We start from the raw sequence: 18795 nt of genomic DNA, 5'->3' as shown, positions 1-18795 counted from the left end.
GGAACTATGTATAGAATCAAAGGCGAGCAGGGTCAAGGTCCTGAGAATCTTTCCCGATCGGAGCGATTCACCAACGACTGCCACCCGACCGCTCAGCCAGGGGAACGATCAAAGACGATCATCAGGAGTGACCACACCGTGTACACGATCGAGATGGCCTACGCGCACATGCGCTCCCTCCAGGAGCTGGCCAACCGTTCGCGTTCCGAGCAGCCCGCAGCCGCCCACAAGGTCGACCGGACCCGGGGCCCGCGGCGCACCACGAAGAAGCGCTGACCGAGCGCGACCCAAGCGCTGACCAGGAAGACCTGGCGGAACAGCGCTGACCAGGACGGGCCGCACCCCGTCCACGCACCGTCCCGGCGCGGCACCCGACAGGGTCCGCGCCGGTCGTCGTAGGGAGGCCGGTCTCACGCCGGACGCCCCCCGCCCAGCTCCCCGCGCCAGCGGCGGTACAGCCCGTGCTCGACCCCGGCCGCGTCCAGCACCCGCCCGGCGACGAAGTCGACCAGGTCCTGGATGTGGGTGGCGCCCGCGTAGAAGGCCGGGGAGGCGGGCAGCACGATCGCGCCGGCCTCGTCCAGCGCCACCAGCTGCTGGAGGGTGGCCCGGTTCAGCGGGGTCTCCCGCACCGTCACCACCAGCGGCCTGCGCTCCTTGAGGGTGACGCTCGCGGCGCGCTGGAGCAGGTCCTTGGAGAGCCCCAGCGCGATCCCGGCCACGCTCGCCGTCGAGGCGGGCACCACCAGCATCCCGCGCGCCGGGTACGAGCCGGAGGACGGCCCGGCCGCCAGGTCCCCGGCGGGCCAGTACCGCACCCGCTCCCCCGCCAGCGCGTCGGCCACCTCGAAGGTGTGCGGCTTGCCGTCGGCGCCCCGGGCGAGCCAGGCCGCCAGGTCCTCGCGCCAGTGGGCGTCGCGGAAGGAGATGCCGGTCTCGTCCAGCAGGGTCAGCCGGGCGGCCCGGCTGACGACCAGGTCGACGTCCTCGCCGGCCGCCAGCAGGCCGCGCAGCACGGCCGCCGCGAACGGGGTGCCGGAGGCGCCCGAGACGCCGACGATCCAGGGGCGGCGCCGGTCGGCGGTCATGGACGCCCTTCCTCTCGTGTACGGGTGGCGGCGGCGCGGCTCAGCCGAGGCTCAGCCCGCGGACCAGCAGGTCGGCGAAGGCGAAGACGAAGAGGCTGATGCCGATGAAGCCGTTGGTGGTGAAGAAGGCCCGGTTGAGCCGGGACAGGTCGTGCGGCCGCACGATGGAGTGCTCGTAGACGAAGGCCGCGGCGACCACGACGAGGCCGGTCCAGAAGAGCACCCCGGCGTCGGTGAGCAGGCCGTACCAGACGAAGAGGCCGGTCACCACGGCGTGGCTGACGCGCGCGCCCCACAGGGCGGCCGGGATGCCGAAGCGGGCCGGGACCGACTTCACACCGTGGGCGCGGTCGGCCGCCACGTCCTGGCAGGCGAAGATCAGGTCGAAGCCGCCGATCCAGACGCCCACCGCGAGGCCCAGCACCACGGCCTCCCACGACCAGGCACCGGTGATGGCGAGCCAGGCGCCGACCGGGCCCATCGCCTGGGCGAGGCCGAGGATGGCGTGCGGGTAGGTGGTGAACCGCTTGCCGTACGGGTAGACCACCATCGGCACGACGGCGATCGGGGCCAGCGCCAGGCAGAGCGGGTTGAGCGCGGCGGCGGCGGCGAGGAAGACGGCGAGGGCGACCAGCGCGCCGGTCCAGGCCGAGCGGACCGAGACGGCGCCGGTGACCAGTTCGCGGGTGGCGGTGCGCGGGTTCCGGGCGTCGATCTCGCGGTCGATGATCCGGTTGGCGGCCATCGCGAAGGTGCGCAGGCCCACCATGGCGATCGTGACGAGGAGCAGGTCGAGCCAGTGGACCCGGCCGTCCATCAGGAAACCGGCGGTGAAGGCGGCGATGTAGGCGAAGGGCAGCGCGAAGACCGAGTGCTCGATCATCACCAGCCTGAGGAAGCTCTTGACCTTCCCCGACCGCACCGGTTCGGGCCCCACGGCCTCGGAGGCGGCGGAGGCGCTCACAGTCCGTACTCCTTCCACCGCTTGTCGACGAGGGCGGCGGTGTCCGGGTCGGAGACGACCATCTCGGGCCAGCCGCCGTCGCGGGTGTACCCCTCCTCGGGGAGCTTCTTCGTCGCGTCGATCCCGGCCTTGCCGCCCCAGAACTGCTGGTACGAGGAGTGGTCGAGGTGGTCGACGGGGCCCTCCACGACAGTGAGGTCCCGGGCGTAGTCGGTGTTGCCCAGCGCCCGCCAGGCCACCTCGTGCAGGTCGTGGACGTCGCAGTCGGCGTCGACCACGACGATCAGCTTGGTCAGCGACATCATGTGCGCGCCCCAGATGGCGTGCATGACCTTCTGCGCGTGCTTCGGGTACTTCTTGTCGATCGAGACGATCGCGCAGTTGTGGAAGCCGCCGGCCTCGGGCAGGTGGTAGTCGACGATGTCCGGAATGATGATCTTGAGCAGCGGCAGGAAGAACCGCTCGGTGGCGCGGCCCAGCGGCCCGTCCTCGGTCGGCGGCCGGCCGACCACGATGGACTGGAGCAGCGGGCGGCGGCGCATCGTCACGCAGTCGATGGTCAGCGCGGGGAACGGTTCCTGCGGCGTGTAGAAGCCGGTGTGGTCGCCGAACGGGCCCTCGGGCAGCATCTCGCCCGGCTCCAGCCACCCCTCCAGGACCACCTCGGCCTGGGCCGGGACCTGGAGCGGCACCGTCTTGCAGTCGACCATCTCGACCCGCTTGCCCTGGAGGAACCCGGCGAACAGGTACTCGTCCATGTCGCCGGGGAGCGGCGCGGTGGAGGCGTAGGTGACGGCGGGCGGGCAGCCGAAGGCGATGGCGACCGGCAGCCGCTCACCGCGCTGGGCGGCGAGCTGGTAGTGGTTGTGGCTGTTCTTGTGGATCTGCCAGTGCATGCCGATGGTGCGCTTGTCGTGGCGCTGGAGGCGGTAGAGCCCGAGGTTGCGCATGCCGTTGACGGGGCTCTTGGTGTGGGTCAGGCCCAGGTTGAAGAAGGAGCCGCCGTCCTCGGGCCAGGTGAAGAGGGCCGGGAGCCGGTCCAGGTCGACCTGGTCGCCCTGGAGCACGACCTCCTGGACGGGCGCGTCCTTCACCTTCTTCGGCGGGATGTGCGCGACCGAGCCTAGCTTGCCGAGGGCGTCCCGCATCCCCATGAAGCCCTGCGGCAGCTCCGGCTTGAGCAGCGAGCCGATCTTCTCGGTGATCTGGTCGAAGGACTTCAGCCCCAGCGACTTGAGCAGCCGCCGGTCGGTGCCGAAGACGTTCATCGCCAGGGGCATGTCCGAGCCCTTGACGTTCTCGAAGAGCAGCGCCGGGCCGCCGGCCTTGTTGACGCGGTCGACGATCTCCCCGATCTCCAGGTACGGATCGACTTCGGCCTTGATGCGCTTGAGGTCGCCATCGCGCTCCAGGGCGCGGAGGAGCGAGCGAAGATCGTCGTAAGCCATGCCGTCCAGTATCCGGCACCGGCTAACCTTGGCCGGTAATGGGGCCCTGATCGGGTCTCCTACCGCCACACACAGGGGGACGCCTCATGCTCCGGGTGCTGATGATCCTTGTGCCTCTGGCACTGAGCATCTACGCGTTCATCGACTGCATCACCACCGACGAGAAGGACATCAAGCACATCCCGAAGCCCCTCTGGGCCATCCTCGTGCTGCTCTTCCCCCTGGTGGGCTCCATCTCCTGGCTGATCGTCGGCAAGGACCGCGCCACGGCGGGCCCCGGCCCGCTGGCCGGACGCCGCTCGGGCGGCGGCTGGGTCGCGCCGGACGACAACCCGGACTTCCTCAAGTCGCTGAAGGACGAGGGCAAGGGCGCCTCCGACGACGCCGCCTTCCGCGACAGCTGGGAGGCGGACCTGCGCCGCCGCGAGGAGGAGCTGAAGCGCCGCGAGTCGAAGGACGAGCCGCGTCCGAAGGACCCGGACGAGGAGAAGTGAAAGACCGGGCGCGTACGGCGGCTCAGCCGGCCGCGTAGGCGTCGCGCAGCTGGCGCCAGCGGTCCAGGGTCCAGGTGGACCAGTCGGGGGCGCGGCCGTCGAGGGCTTCGCGCAGGTACTCGAAGTGCTGGTGCCAGCCGGCGAGGGCGTCCAGGCGCATCGCCGCGCCGCCCTTGAACTCGTTGGTGAAGCGCAGGGCGGTCGCATCGGGCCCGGTGGGCTCCAGGTGGAAGCGGACCCGGCCGTGGTAGGGCGCGACGGTGTACTCGGCGACCCGCCAGACGTCCCAGGCGGTGACGCGGCCGGTGACCACGGCCGCCTCCTCGGGGAGGCCGCCGCCGCTCAGGCAGCGCAGGGTGACGGCCCCGCCGAGCCGCGGCTCCAGGACCTCGGCGGCGGCCAGCCAGCCCGGCAGTCCCTCCGGCGTGGCGACCGCCTGCCAGACCCGGTCCACGGGGTGCGGCAGGGGCAGCAGGAAGCGGAGCGTCTGGTAGTGCCCCCAGGCGTGGCCCGCGCCGGGGCGGACGGTGCTGTCGGTCATGGGACCAAGGATCGCCGCGACCCGCCGGGCCGCTCCCTGTGACACGCGGCGGGACACGCAGGAGGGACCGGCCCTGGGTGCGGGCCGGTCCCTCCTGGGCGTCTCCGGTGTCCGGTCAGACTCCGGCGTAGGAGTGCTTGCCGGTGACGAAGATGTTGACGCCGTAGTAGTTGAAGAGCCAGCAGCCGAAGGCGATCAGCGCCAGGGTGGCGGCCTTGCGGCCCTTCCAGCCGGCGGTGGCGCGGGCGTGCAGGTAGCAGGCGTAGGCGACCCAGGTGATGAAGGACCAGACCTCCTTGGGGTCCCAGCCCCAGTACCGGCCCCAGGCGTCGCCGGCCCAGATGGCGCCCGCGATGATCGTGAAGGTCCACAGCGGGAAGACGGCGGCGTTGACCCGGTAGGCGAACTTGTCCAGGGTCGAGGCGGCGGGCAGCCGCTCCATGATCGAGGAGCGCAGCGCACCGGGCTTCTCGCCCCGGGCGACCTTGGCCTCGTAGAAGTCCTTCAGCAGGTAGCCGAGGGTGCCGACGGCGCCGAGGTAGAAGACGGCGCCGCAGAAGATGGCGGTGGAGACGTGGATCCACAGCCAGTACGAGTCGAGGGCGGGGGCCAGCTGGTCGCTGTTGGTGTAGAGGACCGTGGTGGCCAGGCCCAGGTCGAGCAGGACCGTGGTGACCAGGGGCAGGCCGACCCAGCGGACCTTCTTCTTGGCGAAGAGGAAGGCGAGGTACGTGCCGACGGCCACCGTGGTGAAGGTGATCGAGAACTCGTACATGTTGCCCCAGGGCGCGCGCTGCACCGACAGGGCGCGGGCGACGACTCCGGCCGCCTCCAGGACGAAGGCGAGGACCGTCAGCGAGATCGCGATCCGGCCGTAGACATCGCCCTGCGCGTCGTGGCCGGCGGCGCCGGGCCCGTCGGGGACGTCGCGGGTGCCGGCGGCCGAGCGGGTGACGACCTTGGGACGGTCCAGGACGGCGGTCCCGCCGTCCTTCTGGCGGACGGTCACGGCGGGCGCGGCGGCCTTCTCGGCCTGCCCGCCGCTGAGCGCGGCGGCGGTGCGGCCGACCTTGCTGCGCCCGCCGAGCACCCACTCGGCGATGTGGGCGAAGAAGGCCAGGGTGTAGACGGCCATCGAGGAGTAGACCAGCCAGTTGCTGTACTGGGCCAGGTTCTCGTTGGCGGCGGCGGCGAGATTCACTTCTCTGCCCCTTCGGAAGGTACGGCGTCGGGTTCGGCGGCGGTGGGCGCCCGGTCGTGGAGGTCCCCGGCCAGCTCGGCCAGTTCCTCGGGAAGCTTCGCGGATTCGCTGCGGCCGAGTCCGGCCATCTCGACGACGGTCACGCCGTCGTCACCCCGCACGGCCCGGACCCACACCCGGCGCCGCTGGATGAACAGGGAGCCGGCCAGGCCCGCGATGGCCGCGACGGCTCCGGTGAGCGCGAGCCCGCTGCCGGGCTGGTGCGACACCTGGAAGCTGGCCCACTCCTCGATCTTCTTCTCGAAGGTGACCGAGCCCATCCCGTCGGGCAGCTCCATGGTCTCGCCGGGCAGCATGCGCTGCTTGAGCAGCTCCCCGTTCTCGTCCTTGAACTCGGTCATCTTGGTGGTGTCGAGCTGGTAGACGTTCTGCGGCAGCCCGGAGTCCACGCCGAGGCTGCCGTGGTACGCGTTGAGCGCGAGCACGGGGAAGTCCAGCGCGGGGAACTGCGAGAACATGTCGCCCTTGCCCTCACCGGCGAAGGTGGGCACGAAGAACGCCTGGAAGCCGAGCTGGGTCTTCTCGCCGTCCTTGTCGCGGTAGCCGTCGAGGACCTTGATGGCGCCGGTGGAGGTGAGGTTGGCGTCCCTGGGCAGCAGCGGGACCGGGCCGCTGAAGGCGACCTCGCCGCGCGCGTCCCGGACGGTGACGACCGGGGCGTAGCCGTGGCTGATCAGGTAGACCTTGGAGCCGTCGATCTCCAGCGGCCGGTTGACCTCGATGGTCCGCTTCTTCGGCGCGGCGTCCGGCGACTCGGTGTAGGTGACGTCCGCCTCGAAGGTGCGCGGGGTACCGCGCTGCGGCCCGCTCTGCTCGTACGTGCCGCTGAACTTGTCCAGGGTGAAGCTGAACGGCGGCAGGTCATCGGTGTCGAAGAGGCTGCCGGGCTTGAAGTCGTCGAACTGGGTCAGCGTGTTGGAAAAGCCGTCGCCCTGCACGATGAGCTTGCCGCCCTCGTACTTGTAGAGCTGGCCGATGCCGAAGGCCACCAGGATGACGATCAGGGCGACGTGGAAGATCAGGTTCCCCGCCTCCCGCAGGAAGCCCTTCTCGGCGGAGACGGCGTCGCCCGCCCGGTCGGCCCGGAAGCGGCGCTTCTTCAGCAGCCCGAGCGCGACCTCGCGTACCTCCTCGGGGTCGGCCTCGGTGCGCCAGGTCGCGTACGCCGGGAGCCGGTCCAGGCGGCGCGGGGCGCGGGGCGGGCGGCCGCGGAGCTGGCCGACGAACTGCCAGGTGCGCGGGACGATGCAGCCGATGAGGGAGACGAAGAGCAGGATGTAGATCGCGGAGAACCACACCGAGCTGTAGACGTTGAAGAGGCCGAGCTTGTCGTAGATCGGCGAGAGCGTCTCGTGGGCCTCGCGGAACTCCTCGACCTTCAGCTCGTCGATGCCGGTCTGCGGGATGAGCGAGCCGGGGATCGCGCCGAAGGAGAGCAGGAAGAGCAGGATCAGCGCGACCCGCATCGAGGTGAGCTGCCGCCAGAACCAGCGGGCCCAGCCCACGCACTCGCGCCAGGTCCAGGCGAGCGCGCCGCCGAGGCCCGGCTTGCGGACGCCGCCGAAGGAGCCCGGGACGGACTGCCCCTCCTCCGGCGCCTCCAGGGGGGTCGTGGAGAGCTGGGAGCCGGCCTCGCTCAGCTCGCGGTCGTCCGCGACGGCGGTGTCCGCCTTCGCCGGATCGGGGCTGTTCGTCACCAGGGTGCCTTCGCGCTTCTCTTCGGGGTCTTCGGCGGGCGGGGGTACGGGTCGGTCGGGCACGTTCAGATCCCCACCTCGAAGCCGCTGGTCCACACCTGCATCTCCTGGACCAGGTGGTCCCAGGCGCCGGTGACCAGGAGCAGGCCGGTGGCGATCAGCATGAGGCCGCCGATCCGCATCACCCAGGCGTAGTGCTTCTTGACCCAGCCGAAGGCACCGAGCGCCTTCCGGAAGGCCACGGCGGCCAGTATGAAGGGGACGCCCAGGCCCAGGCAGTAGACCACCATCAGCAGCGCCCCGCGCCCGGCGGTGCCGTCGACGAGGGCGAGGTTGGTGACGGCGGCCAGGGTCGGGCCCATGCACGGCGTCCAGCCGATGCCGAAGAGGATTCCGAGCATCGGCGCGCCCCACAGGCCCCGTTCGGGCTTGGCGTGGAAGCGGAACTCCCGGCGGGTCAGCCAGGACATGCCGCCCATGAAGAAGAGGCCGAGGAGGATCGTCAGGCCGCCCAGCACGCGGGAGATGATCTCGCGGTGCTCCTGGAGGGTCATCCCGATGCCGCCGAAGAGGGCGCCGCCGGAGACGAAGACCACGGTGAAGCCGAGGACGAAGAGCGAGGCACCGAGCGCCATCCGGCCCCGGCGCGCCTCGCCGAGGTCGGTGCCGCTGATGCCGGTGACGTAGGAGAGGTAGCCGGGGACGAGCGGCAGCACGCAGGGCGAGAAGAACGAGACGAGCCCGGCGAGCAGCGCGATCGGCAGGGCCAGCAGGAGGGCGCCGCCGAAGACGGTCTGGTTCTGCTCGACCGCGAGGAGGGCGGCCTCGGTCACGGGCGCGGACACGGGGGTCACTTCTCCGCGAGGACCGGGTCGATCATCGCCCGCAGCTGCTTCTCGCTCACCGCCTGGAGGGTGCGGGCCGCGATCTTCCCGTCCCGGTCGATGACGACCGTGGAGGGGATGGCCTGCGGTGAGAGGCTGCCGCGCGGGAAGCGCAGGATCTGCTTGCCCTGCGGGTCGTACAGGCTCGGGTACCCGACCTCGTAGTCCTTCTCGAAGGCGATGGCCGGGCCCTTGTTGGAGTCGCGGGTGTTGATGCCGACGAACTGGACGCCCTGGTCGGCGGTGTCCTCGGCGACCTTGACCAGGTTGGGGGCCTCGGCGCGGCAGGGGGCGCACCAGGAGCCCCAGACGTTGACGACGACGACCTTGCCCTTGTGGTCGGCGAGGTCGAAGGTGGAGCCGTCGAGGGTCTCGCCGCCGATGGCGGGGGCGTCCTTGCGCTCCCCCTTGTCGACCTTGGCGATGCCGTCCTTGCCCGCGACGTAGTTGGCGCCGGAGCCGCTCTGCGTGGTGCCGCCGTTCCCTTCACCGCAGGCCGTCAGCAGCAGGGCGGCGACGGCGGCCGACGCGGTCAGCGAGAGGCGCCGGGTGAGGACACGGCGAGAGCGGGGGGCACGGCTGGCGGCACTCATGTGAAAAGTTTCCCATGCCGGTTCCGGGGATCTTGGGCACCCCCCTCTACGGGGTGGCCGCCAGAACATCGCGCAGTTGGGAACGGGCGGTGACGCCCAGTTTCGGGAAGCTGCGGTAGAGGTGCGAGCCGACCGTGCGCGGGGAGAGGAAGAGCCGTTCGCCGATCTCCCGGTTGGTCAGCCCGCCCGCGGCGAGCCGGACGATCTGCCGCTGCTGCGGGGAGAGTTCGGCGAGCGCGTCGGGGGCCGTACCGCCGGCGTCGAGCCCGGCGGCACGCGCCTCGGCCCGGGCCCGCTCGGCCCACGGGTGCGCGCCCAGGCGCCGGAAGGTCTCCAGCGCCTCGGTGAGCGGGCCCCGGGCCTCGGCGATCCGGCGGCGGCGCCGCAGCCACTCGGCCAGGTCGAGCAGCGCCTGCGCGTGCTCGAAGGGCCAGTGCTCCCCTACCGGATCGGCCAGCGCCGCCCGGAAGTGCGGTTCGGCGTCCTCGGGGTCCGCCAGCAGGCCACGGGCCCGGCTGATCAGCGCCCGCAGCCGAGGGGAGGCGCCGTCCGCCGCGCGCTCGACGATCGCCGCGGCCTCGGCGCGGCGGCCGCAGCGCACGGCGGCGGCGGCCAGCTCCGCGAGGGCCGGGAAGGACGCGTGGTAGTGCACGGGCGCGCCGTCCGCCGTGAAGACCCGGCGGAGGTGGGCGTACGCGGTCGCGTGGGCGCCGTCGGCCGTAGCCGCGAGGCCGAGCGCGCGGCGGGCGTAGACGGAGACCGAGCGGCTCTCCAGCGGATCGACCAGGCCGAGCGCCTCCTCGGCCCGGGCGCGGGCGGCGGCCGTGTCGCCCTGGAGGGCCAGCACGGTGGCGTCCACGGCTGCGGCGCAGGCCACGGCGTGGTCGAGGCCGGCCGCCCGGCCGACCGCGAGAACACGGGCGCAGACCGTGCGGGCCTGGTCCCATCTGCCCCGCTCCAGATAGGCCCAGGCGACCGCGCCGCCCAGTCCCTCGGGCAGGGCTCCCCACGCCTCCCGGCGGCCCAGCGCCTCGTCGAAGGCGCGGACGGCGCGCGGGGTCTCGTCCAGCAGCCACGCCATGATCCCGACGGCGGTGAGCCGTTCCGGCCGGGCCTCCGCCTCCGCCTCGACGGCCAGCCGCGGCAGCAGGGCGACGAGCCGGTCCCGGTCCGTGAAGGGGTCCGCCACCGCCCGCGCCCAGCCGTGCGTCGCCGCGTGGGGGCCGTCGTCGGGAAGGTGCCGCAGCAGTTCCTGGACGCGGCGGCGCTGGCTGTCCTCCCCGGAGTAGAAGCGGACCACGGCGGCGTTGGCCACCAGGTCCAGCGCGGCGCCGGGCCGCATGGCCGCCCACCGCTCGGCCTCGTCGGCCAGCTGGGCGAAGACCGGGGTGTGGCGCGCGGTCAGGACCGCGAGGCGCCCGGCCTGGACGGCGGCCGAGGCGAGCAGGGCCGGGTCCTCCGTACGGGCGCGGGCCGCGGCGACCAGCTCCTCGACCCAGGCGAGTTCCCCGGTGAAGACGGCCGCCGCCGACGCCTCGACCAGCAGCCGGGCGCTCTCCTCGCGCCGGGGCGCGAGTTCGGCGGCGCGCCGCAGGGCCTGCGCGGCCGCCGCGTGGCCGCCCCGGCGGCGGGCCCGGCCGGCGGTCCGCTCCAGCTCCGCCGAGACGGCCGCGTCCGGGCCCGGGCAGGCGGCGGCCAGGTGCCAGGCGCGCCGGTCCGGCTCCTCGCGCAGCAGCCCGGCGAGGGCGCGGTGGGCCGCGCGCCGGTCGCCCGGGGAGGCGGCCTGGTACACCGCCGACCGGACCAGCGGGTGCCGGAACCGCACCTCCCGTCCCGCCGCCCGGACCAGCCCGGCCCGTTCGGCGGGCGCCCAGACCGCGTCCCCTGCGGGCGGCAGCCCCGCCGGGAGGACGGTCGCGGAGTCGGCGCTGTCCATGGCGGCCAGGAGCAGCAGGGCCCTCGCGGTGGCGGCGGACAGTCCGGCCAGGCGGGCGGCGAAGAGCTGTTCGAGGCGGTCGGTGAGCGGCAGCGGACCGGCGGGCGGCAGCCCCGCGCCCGCGCCCGGCGCCGTGTCGGTCCTGGCCAGTTCCCACAGGGCCAGCGGGTTGCCGCCCGCCTCGTCGAGAATCCGCTGCCCGGTCTGCCCGGCGGGGCGGTCGGGTCGCCGCTCCAGCAGCTGCCGGGCGGCCGTCCCGTCGAGCGGTCCCAGGGTGAGCGCTGGCACCCGCCGGTCGAAGCCCGGGAGGTGCCCGCCGCCCCGGGCCCCGATCAGCAGCCGGACCGGTTCGCCCTCCAGCCGCCCGGCGACGAAGGACAGCACGGCCAGCGAGGCCCGGTCGCACCACTGCGCGTCGTCCAGCACCACGAGTACGGGACGGCGCCCGTCCCCCAGCCCCGACAACAGGCTCAGCACGGCGACCCCGACGAGCAGCAGTCCGGGCCCGGGCGAGGTGGCCGGCCCTTCGCCGAGCACGTCCCGCAGCGCCGCCCGCTGCCGCTCCGGCAGCGCCGCCACCTCGGCCCGCACCGGCCGCAGCAACTGGTGCAGGGCGGAGTGGGCGAGGCTCGACTCCGACTCGCTGCCCCCGGCCCGCAGGACCCGACCGCCACCGGCCCCGGCCCGGCGCGCCGCCTGCTCCAGCAGCGCGCTCTTCCCGGTGCCCAGGTCACCGACGACCATCAGCACCGGCTCGGCCGATTCCGGCTCCACCGCGCGGAAGAGCCGGGTCAGTTCCGCGTCCCGGCCGACCACCGCTGTCTGCTCGTCCACCACGGCGTCTCCCGGAAGTACGGCTGTCGCCCGGGGTCGCCCGGCCCCGGGCCGCCCAGGCTACAAGCGGCCGCGCCCCCTCCCCGGGCCGTTCGCACGGGTGCAGTCACCTGACGGATACCGCACCCGCCCCGCCCGCTCCTACGGTTCCAGGAAAACCCCACCGCACCCCACTTCCCCGAGGAACCCCCATGGAAGAAATCACCCTGGGAAACATCACCGTCACCCGGGTACGGGAATACTTCGGCTCCGTCGACATGACGCCCGAGACCTTCTTCCCCGAAAGCCCGAAGGAGGTGTGGGACGACGGCGCCTCCTGGCTGACCCCGCATTTCCTCGACGCCGGAACCCGGCACGTCCATTCCGCGATCCAGACCTGGCTGCTGCGCAGCGAGGGCAGGACCATCCTGGTCGACACCGGTGTGGGCAATCACAAGGACCGCCCGTACGCCCCGGTCTGGAACCGCAGGGAGACCGAATTCCTGGCCAGTCTCGCCCGCGCCGGTGTCACCCCCGAGGACGTGGACCTCGTCGTCAACACCCATCTCCACGTCGACCACGTCGGCTGGAACACTTATCTGCACGACCGGCAATGGGTGCCGACTTTCCCCAACGCCACCTATCTGATGCCGAAGGCCGACTTCGCCTTCTGGAATCCCGAGAACGGCCACACGCCACGCCTCGGCCGGGGCAACCAGAACGTCTTCGAGGACAGTGTGGCCCCGGTGCACCGGGCCGGGCAGACACTGCTGTGGGAGGACAGCCACCGGATCGACGCCGGTCTCCGCCTCGACGCCGCCCCCGGCCACACCCCGGGCTCCTCCGTGCTGACCCTCACCTCCGGGACGGACCGCGCGGTCTTCGTCGGCGACCTGCTGCACAGCCCCGTACAGATCCTCGAACCCGACACCAACAGCTGCTTCTGCGAGGACCCCGCCGAGGCCCGCGCCACCCGCCGCAAGGTGCTGGGCTGGGCCGCCGACCACCACGCCCTCGTCGTCCCCGCCCACTTCGGCGGCCACGGCGCCGTCGAAGTGACCCGCGCGGGCGACACGTTCGCCGTCCAGGGCTGGGCGCCCTTCGCCCCGTACACCGAGCGGGTCTGAGCACCGCGGAAAGGCACACGCCATGCACCACCCCACCGGTCCCGGCCCCGTCGTGACCACCGCCCGGGGAGCCGTCCGCGGCCTGCGCCAGGGCGCCACCACCGCCTACCGGAACATCCCCTACGCCGCCCCGCCCCTCGGCGCCGCCCGGTTCGCGCCGCCCCGGCCGCACGCCCCGTGGGACGGCGTACGGGACGCCACCGCGCCCGGCCCCAACGCCCCGCAGTCCGGGCGTGCCCTCGGCAGCGTGGACCTCTCCCCCTACTTCGGCACCGGCTGGAGCCGGGGCGCGGACTACCTCACCGTCGACGTCCGGACGCCCGCCGCCGTCCCGGACGGCGGCACCCTGCCCGTCATGGTCTTCGTCCACGGCGGCGGGTTCGTCGCTGGCTCGACGCGGTCCGCCCTGTACGACGGCTCCGCCTTCGCCCGCGACGGGGTCGTCCTCGTCACCCTCAACTACCGGCTCGGCATCACCGGCTTCCTCGACCTCCCCGGCGCGCCCGCCAACCGCGGCCTGCTCGACATCCTCGCCGCCCTCGGCTGGGTGCGGGAGAACATCGCGGCCTTCGGCGGCGACCCGGGCAACGTCACCCTCTTCGGACAGTCGGCCGGGGCCACCCTCGTCGGCGGCGTCCTCGCCACCCCCGAGGCCGCCGGGCTCGTCCGCCGGGCGATCGTCCAGAGCGGCAGCGGCCTGGGCGCGTTCACCCCGGAGCAGGCCGCCCGCGTGACCCGGGCGGCGGCGGAGGAACTGGGCGTCGCACCCCACGCCGACGCCTTCGCGCACCTCCCCGACGACCGGCTGGTCGAGGCGGCCGCCCGGCTCGCCGGCCTCGACCTGCGGACCGCGACGCACCACGATCCGCTGCTCGGCCTCAGCCCCTTCAGCCTGGTCCTCGACACACAGCCCGCCGACTCCGTCGCCACCGGCCCCGGCTCCGGCGTCGACCTGCTCATCGGCACCACCACCGAGGAGGGCAACCTCTACCTGGTCCCCGCCGGCACCTACGCCACCTCGACCGCCGAGGACGTGGCCGCCACCGCGGCAATCGCGCACCCGGACCCGTCCCGCCTCGTGGAGACGTACCGCACCTCCCGCCCCGGCGCCTCCCCCGCCGAGCTGCGCTCCGCCCTCCTGGGCGACGCCCTGTTCGGCGCGGGCAGCTGGGCCCTGGCCGACGCCCACGCCGCCCACCCCGGTTCCGCTACCTACGCCTACACCTTCGGCTGGCGCTCCCACGCCCTGGACGGACAGCTCGGCGCCGCCCACACCGTGGAGCTCCCCTTCGTCTTCGACCTGACGCACCTGCCCGAGCTGCACGGCCCGTCCGCCCTGCTCGGCCCCGCCGCGCCCCCGCCCGGCCTCGCCGCCCGCACGCACGCCACCTGGGTCCGGTTCGCCAGGACCGGCGACCCCGGCTGGGAGGCGTACGAGGGCGAGCGCCGGGCCACGATGCGCATCGGCGCCGAGTGGACCCTGACCGACGACCCGCGCGGCCGGGAACGCCGGGCATGGCTCAGGCAGACCCCCTGACCGGCTTGCGGAATCGTTCCTTCAGCGTCAGGTACCGGGCCCCTTCCGCCCTACGCCACCCGTACCACCGGTACCGCCGGTGCCCTCCGTCCCGTCGGGACTCTCCGTCCCGTCGGGCCTCAGGTACGCCTTCCAGCCGCCGGGCGGGGTCTCGCCGACGCCCAGGGCGCGGAGCTTGCCCAGCACCTCGGGCTTCTGCACGTCGAGCCAGTCGACGAGCTGCCGGAAGGAGACCAGCCGGACGTCCTTCTCGCCCGCCATCTGCTTCAGCGACTCCTCGACGGCGTCCATGTAGATGCCGCCGTTCCACTCCTCGAAGTGGTTGCCGATGAACAGGGGCGCGCGGTTCGACTCGTACGCCCGGCGGAAACCGGCCATGTACGCGCCGGTCGCCTGCTCGCGCCAGGCCGGGTAGTTGCCGGGCGGGCCCTGGGTGGAGTTCTGGGACTGGTTGTACATGAAGTTGTAGTCCATCGAGAGCGTCTCGAAGGAGCGCCCCGGGAAGGGCACGGCCTGCAAGGGCAGGTCCCACAGCCCCTCGCGCTTGACCGGCCAGGTCTGCCGGCCGCCGGGCGAGGAGGCGTCGTACCGCCAGCCCAGTTCGCGGGCCTTCGGCAGCAGGTTGTTCTGGCCGAGCAGGCAGGGGGTGCGGCCGCCGACCAGTTCCTTGTCGTAGTCGAACGGCAGCGGGTCCTCGTCCTCCCACCCGGTGTGGGTGCGCCACTGCTGGACGAACGCCTTGGCCTGCTCGATCTCCGCGCCCCACTGGGCCGGGGTCCAGTTGGCCACCGAGCCGGAGCCGCCGCAGAAGTGGCCGTTGAAGTGGGTGCCGATCTCGTGCCCGTCGAGCCAGGCGCGCCGCACCCCCGCGAGGGTGTCCTTGATGTGCGCGTCGGTCAGGTACCCGATGTCGGAGGCGCCGACCGGGTTGTTCGGCGGGCTGTACAGCCGCTTCTTCGACTCCGGCAGGAGGTAGAGCCCCGAGAGGAAGAAGGTCATGTGGGCGTCGTGCTGCTCGGCCAGGTCCAGGAACCGGGTGAACAGCCCGTTCCCCACCTCCCCCGCCCCGTCCCAGGAGAAGACCACGAACTGCGGCGGCTTCTCCCCGGGCTCCAGCGGCTTCGGCGCCCCGGGCTGGTGCGGCTGCTTCCCGGTGTACGAGGTCGAGCCGTCCCCGATCAGCTCCGCCTCGGGCTTGTCGGGCTTCCCCCCGCCCTGCTCGCCCCTGCCCGGGCCCTCCCCCGACCCCGGGCCACCGCTGCCCGCGTTCCCCACCCCACAGGCGGCCAGCAGGGGAGCGGCGGTCGCTCCCGCGCCCAGCGCCAGCAGGTCTCGACGGGTGATTTGTCGCATGATATCCCCTTTCCGCGCTGCCCCCATACAACGCCGACAAGGGGTTAGAGGCCGAGACCCACACACAGGTTCCCCACTCGACCACCCGTCTGCCAGACCTTCACACCTCACCCCTGGGGGTCACAACCGGTGACGCCTCAGGCGCCGGCGGGGCTGTCAATCAGCCCGGCCGGCGCTAGCCGGGCCGGCGCTTGAGGCCAAAAAAAATGGGGGCCAGGCCCACCGGGCCTGACCCCCGCAACAGGGACCCTCAGCGTCGCGGAAGCAGATGCTCGGGCACGAGGTCCCGGGCCGGCTCGGAGTAGCCGACGGAGACGATCCGGTCGCCGCGGTAGGTGAACGAGGTCAGGGAGGCGAGCGAGCACTGCCGCCGCCGAGGATCGTGCCAGAGCCGCCGCCGCTCGACGTAGCTCCGCACGGTCCAGATCGGCAGCTGATGACTGACGAGCACAGCCTCGTGCCCCCGGGCCGCGGCGGCGGCCGCGTCGAGCGCCCTGGTCATCCGCACGACCTGGTCGATGTACGGCTCCCCCCACGAGGGCCGGAACGGATTGGTCAGATGCCGCCAGTTGGCAGGCTTCCGCAGCGCCCCGTCCCCGACCCCGAACGTCTTCCCCTGGAAGACGTTCCCGGCCTCGATGAGCCGCGCGTCGGCCCCGAGCTCCACCCCGTGCGCCTGCGCGACCGGCGTCGCGGTCTCCTGCGCCCGCTCCAGCGGGGAGGCGACGACATGGGTGACGTCCCGCCCGGCGAGATGCTCCGCCACCCGGTCGGCCATCTTCCGGCCCAGCTCGGAGAGGTGGTACCCGGGCAGCCGCCCGTACAGAATCCCCGAAGGGTTCTCGACCTCACCGTGCCGCATCAGATGGACGACGGTGATCTCGTCGGCGCTCATCGCGTTCCCTTCCGCTTCGCTGCTCGTCGGCTGTTTCTCCGGCCCTGGCTCATGCCGTGGCCTCGGCCGCCGCGCGGGCCGCGGCCGGCAGGGCGGCGGCGATCCGCTCGACGGCGCGGTCGTCGTGCGCCGTCGAGACGAACCAGGACTCGAAGGAGGACGGGGGCAGGTAGACCCCCTGGGCCAGCATCGAGTGGAAGAACGCGGTGAAGCGGAAGCTTTCCTGCCGCTTCGCGTCGTCGTAGTCGCGGACCTCGTCGGCGGTGAAGAACACCGAGAACATATTGGAGGCGTTCTGCACCCGGTGCGCAACGCCCTCCTTGGCGAGCGCCGCCGAGACCAGCCCGCGCAGCTCGGCGGAGACCGCGTCGATCCTGTCGTACGCGCCCTGGTCGAGCAGGCGGAACTGGGCGAGCCCGGCGGCGGTGGCGACCGGGTTCCCGGAGAGGGTGCCGGCCTGGTAGACGGGCCCGGCGGGGGCGAGCGAGGCCATCACGTCGGCGCGGCCGCCGAAGGCCGCCGCCGGGAAGCCGCCGCCCATGACCTTGCCGAAGGTCATCAGGTCGGGCCGGACGCCCTCGACGCCGTACCAGCCGGCCCGCGAGGTACGGAACCCGGTCATGACCTCGTCGGAGACGAAGAGCGCGCCGTTCTCGCGGCAGAGCCGGGCCAGCCCGGCGTTGAACCCCTCGCCGGGCGGGACGACGCCCATGTTGCCGGGGGCGGCCTCGGTGATGACGCACGCGATCTCGCCGGGGTGGGCGGCGAAGGCGGCGGCGACGGCGTCGAGGTCGTTGTAGGGCAGCACGATGGTGTCGCCGGCCTGGGCACCGGTGACGCCGGGGGTGTCGGGCAGCGCGAAGGTGGCGAGCCCGGAGCCGGCCGCGGCGAGCAGCGCGTCGACGTGCCCGTGGTAGCAGCCGGCGAACTTGATCACCTTGGCGCGGCCGGTGAAGCCCCTGGCGAGCCGGATCGCGGACATGGTCGCCTCGGTCCCGGAGGAGACCAGGCGGACCTGCTCGACCGGCTCGATCCGGGCGACGATCTCCTCGGCGAGCGCCACCTCGCCCTCCCCGGGCGTCCCGAAGGATGTGCCGCGGGCCACGGCCTCCTGGACGGCGGCGACGACCTCGGGGTGGGCATGGCCGAGGATCATCGGCCCCCACGAGCAGACGAGGTCGACGTACTCCCGGCCGTCGGCGTCGGTGAGGTACGGACCCGTACCGGACACCATGAACCGGGGCGTACCGCCCACCGCGCCGAACGCGCGTACGGGAGAGTTCACGCCGCCGGGCGTCACGGAGGCCGCACGGTCGAAGAGCGTCTGCGAAACTGGGGCTTCGTACTGATAGGTCACACAAGCCATGGTGTCAGAGCCTTCGAAGTTCCTGCGGACCGGTGTTCGGCGGACGTTTCGCTCCACGTCGGCGGGGGAGGCCAATGACACGATGATCGGGTTGCGCGGCGGGCTGTGCGGCGCGGAAAAGCACTCGGGTGGAGATATGCATCGCGGTGGCGGACTGGGCGAGGGGACCGGCGACCTCGGACCCCGGCGTGCCCGGAGGGGAAAGCACCGGCGCGACGCCGCATCTCGGGCTCAGGACCAGGGACCGGCACGCGGTGGCGTGGAGCCGGTGCGCGAGGGGACCGACCGGGGGGAGACCGGGCAGAGCGAGATCAGGAGTGGGGGCCGGGTGGGGGTGACCTACAAGTACTTCGGCGCGCCGAACGGCGCCACGGCGGCCCGGGTGCCGCTCTCGATGCGCCCCGAGGAACTGGGCGGCGACGAGCTGGGCATGGGCGGCATGTTCACCCGCATCAAGCCCGAGACGGTCTCGGCCATGGTCCTGACCGGCATCGAGGGCATACCGCTGCACCGCGTCCCGCCCCTCGAACTGGTCGTCCTCCACCCGGACTACGCCGTCGTCAAGCTCCCGATGACCGTGGTGGACCCCCTCCGCGGCATCGGCGAGGAATCGGTCGGCGCGGCCGCCTTCATCTGGTCCACCGTCCCCGACCGCGGCGGCCCGAGCGACGCCTTCAACGTCTACCAACTCCTCCACGAATGGCAGGACTTCTCCCACCGGCTCCATGAGGCGGGGCACCAGCCGTACTGCTTGGTGTGGCCCTAACCACGAGGCATCCCCTGGCCACGAGGGGCGTT

At 72.8% G+C, this 18795-nt stretch carries 17 protein-coding genes; 5 read left to right on the top strand and 12 right to left on the bottom strand.

What is annotated here, in order from left to right; all coding sequences use genetic code 11:
* The first annotated feature begins 138 nt into the window (after positions 1-138).
* Entirely contained in the window at positions 139-276 is a 138-nt protein-coding gene (locus OIM89_RS17805; protein ID WP_162911730.1) for a hypothetical protein, read from the top strand.
* Between the two features lie 134 nt (positions 277-410).
* On the opposite strand, the gene OIM89_RS17800 is transcribed toward OIM89_RS17805, so the two are convergent.
* From OIM89_RS17800 to OIM89_RS17790, 3 genes are read right to left on the bottom strand one after another with little or no spacing between them, the layout of a single operon-like run.
* The gene (locus OIM89_RS17800; RefSeq protein WP_047464304.1) at positions 411-1088 is read right to left on the bottom strand and encodes a UbiX family flavin prenyltransferase; all 678 of its coding nucleotides are present in this window, start codon (positions 1086-1088) and stop codon (positions 411-413) included.
* Positions 1089-1128: 40 nt separating this feature from the next.
* A complete protein-coding gene (mqnP, locus tag OIM89_RS17795; RefSeq protein WP_030697669.1) occupies positions 1129-2052 on the bottom strand; it encodes a menaquinone biosynthesis prenyltransferase MqnP in 924 nt (307 codons plus the stop codon).
* Positions 2049-3500, bottom strand: a complete 1452-nt coding sequence (locus tag OIM89_RS17790; RefSeq protein WP_264491415.1) for a menaquinone biosynthesis decarboxylase — start codon at positions 3498-3500, stop codon at positions 2049-2051. Before OIM89_RS17790 ends, mqnP begins: the two co-directional genes overlap by 4 nt.
* Positions 3501-3586: 86 nt before the next feature.
* On the opposite strand from OIM89_RS17790, the gene OIM89_RS17785 reads away from it, so the two are divergent.
* Positions 3587-3994 (top strand): PLD nuclease N-terminal domain-containing protein, encoded by a 408-nt coding sequence (locus OIM89_RS17785; RefSeq protein WP_030697671.1) that lies wholly within the window; start codon positions 3587-3589, stop codon positions 3992-3994.
* A gap of 22 nt (positions 3995-4016) precedes the next feature.
* Here the strand turns inward: OIM89_RS17785 and OIM89_RS17780 are convergent, their stop codons facing one another.
* The 6 genes from OIM89_RS17780 to OIM89_RS17755 all read right to left on the bottom strand — a co-directional run bounded on the left by OIM89_RS17780 (position 4017) and on the right by OIM89_RS17755 (position 11740).
* On the bottom strand, positions 4017-4535 hold the full coding sequence (locus OIM89_RS17780) for an SRPBCC domain-containing protein (protein WP_003948803.1): 519 nt from the start codon (positions 4533-4535) through the stop codon (positions 4017-4019).
* Between the two features lie 115 nt (positions 4536-4650).
* On the bottom strand, positions 4651-5736 hold the full coding sequence (gene ccsB / locus OIM89_RS17775) for a c-type cytochrome biogenesis protein CcsB (protein ID WP_030697672.1): 1086 nt from the start codon (positions 5734-5736) through the stop codon (positions 4651-4653).
* The gene (locus OIM89_RS17770; protein ID WP_030697673.1) at positions 5733-7556 is read right to left on the bottom strand and encodes a cytochrome c biogenesis protein ResB; all 1824 of its coding nucleotides are present in this window, start codon (positions 7554-7556) and stop codon (positions 5733-5735) included. Before OIM89_RS17770 ends, ccsB begins: the two co-directional genes overlap by 4 nt.
* A 2-nt stretch (positions 7557-7558) precedes the next feature.
* Entirely contained in the window at positions 7559-8338 is a 780-nt protein-coding gene (locus tag OIM89_RS17765) for a cytochrome c biogenesis CcdA family protein (protein WP_037665338.1), read from the bottom strand.
* A gap of 5 nt (positions 8339-8343) precedes the next feature.
* The gene (locus OIM89_RS17760) at positions 8344-8970 is read right to left on the bottom strand and encodes a TlpA family protein disulfide reductase (protein WP_030697675.1); all 627 of its coding nucleotides are present in this window, start codon (positions 8968-8970) and stop codon (positions 8344-8346) included.
* Between the two features lie 46 nt (positions 8971-9016).
* Positions 9017-11740: a LuxR family transcriptional regulator gene (locus OIM89_RS17755; RefSeq protein WP_264491414.1), complete on the bottom strand. Its 2724-nt coding sequence runs from the start codon at positions 11738-11740 to the stop codon at positions 9017-9019.
* A 191-nt stretch (positions 11741-11931) separates the two neighbouring features.
* Here OIM89_RS17755 and OIM89_RS17750 point away from each other — a divergent pair, with 191 nt between their 5' ends.
* Complete coding sequence (locus OIM89_RS17750) at positions 11932-12846, top strand: MBL fold metallo-hydrolase (protein WP_175457978.1); 915 nt, start codon at positions 11932-11934, stop codon at positions 12844-12846.
* A gap of 22 nt (positions 12847-12868) precedes the next feature.
* Positions 12869-14383 (top strand): carboxylesterase/lipase family protein, encoded by a 1515-nt coding sequence (locus OIM89_RS17745; protein WP_226965403.1) that lies wholly within the window; start codon positions 12869-12871, stop codon positions 14381-14383.
* Between the two features lie 27 nt (positions 14384-14410).
* On the opposite strand, the gene OIM89_RS17740 is transcribed toward OIM89_RS17745, so the two are convergent.
* The 3 genes from OIM89_RS17740 to hemL form a co-directional block, all read right to left on the bottom strand.
* Positions 14411-15736 carry a hypothetical protein gene (locus OIM89_RS17740; RefSeq protein ID WP_030697679.1) on the bottom strand — a complete coding sequence of 442 codons (1326 nt, stop codon included), beginning with the start codon at positions 15734-15736 and terminating at the stop codon, positions 14411-14413.
* 250 nt (positions 15737-15986) lie between these two features.
* Positions 15987-16631 carry a histidine phosphatase family protein gene (locus tag OIM89_RS17735; protein WP_047464296.1) on the bottom strand — a complete coding sequence of 215 codons (645 nt, stop codon included), beginning with the start codon at positions 16629-16631 and terminating at the stop codon, positions 15987-15989.
* A 49-nt stretch (positions 16632-16680) separates the two neighbouring features.
* The gene (gene hemL / locus OIM89_RS17730; RefSeq protein WP_047141136.1) at positions 16681-17997 is read right to left on the bottom strand and encodes a glutamate-1-semialdehyde 2,1-aminomutase; all 1317 of its coding nucleotides are present in this window, start codon (positions 17995-17997) and stop codon (positions 16681-16683) included.
* Between the two features lie 268 nt (positions 17998-18265).
* On the opposite strand from hemL, the gene OIM89_RS17725 reads away from it, so the two are divergent.
* Positions 18266-18763, top strand: coding sequence for a hypothetical protein (locus tag OIM89_RS17725; RefSeq protein WP_008415761.1), 498 nt, complete (start codon positions 18266-18268; stop codon positions 18761-18763).
* Positions 18764-18795: the final 32 nt, after the last annotated feature.

Origin of the sequence: Streptomyces sp. BI87, from assembly GCF_025957665.1 — a bacterium.
Taxonomy (GTDB): Bacteria; Actinomycetota; Actinomycetes; order Streptomycetales; family Streptomycetaceae; genus Streptomyces; species Streptomyces albidoflavus.
The sequence above is the reverse complement of the archived record's forward strand: the minus strand, read 5'-3'. Positions and strand labels throughout refer to the sequence as shown.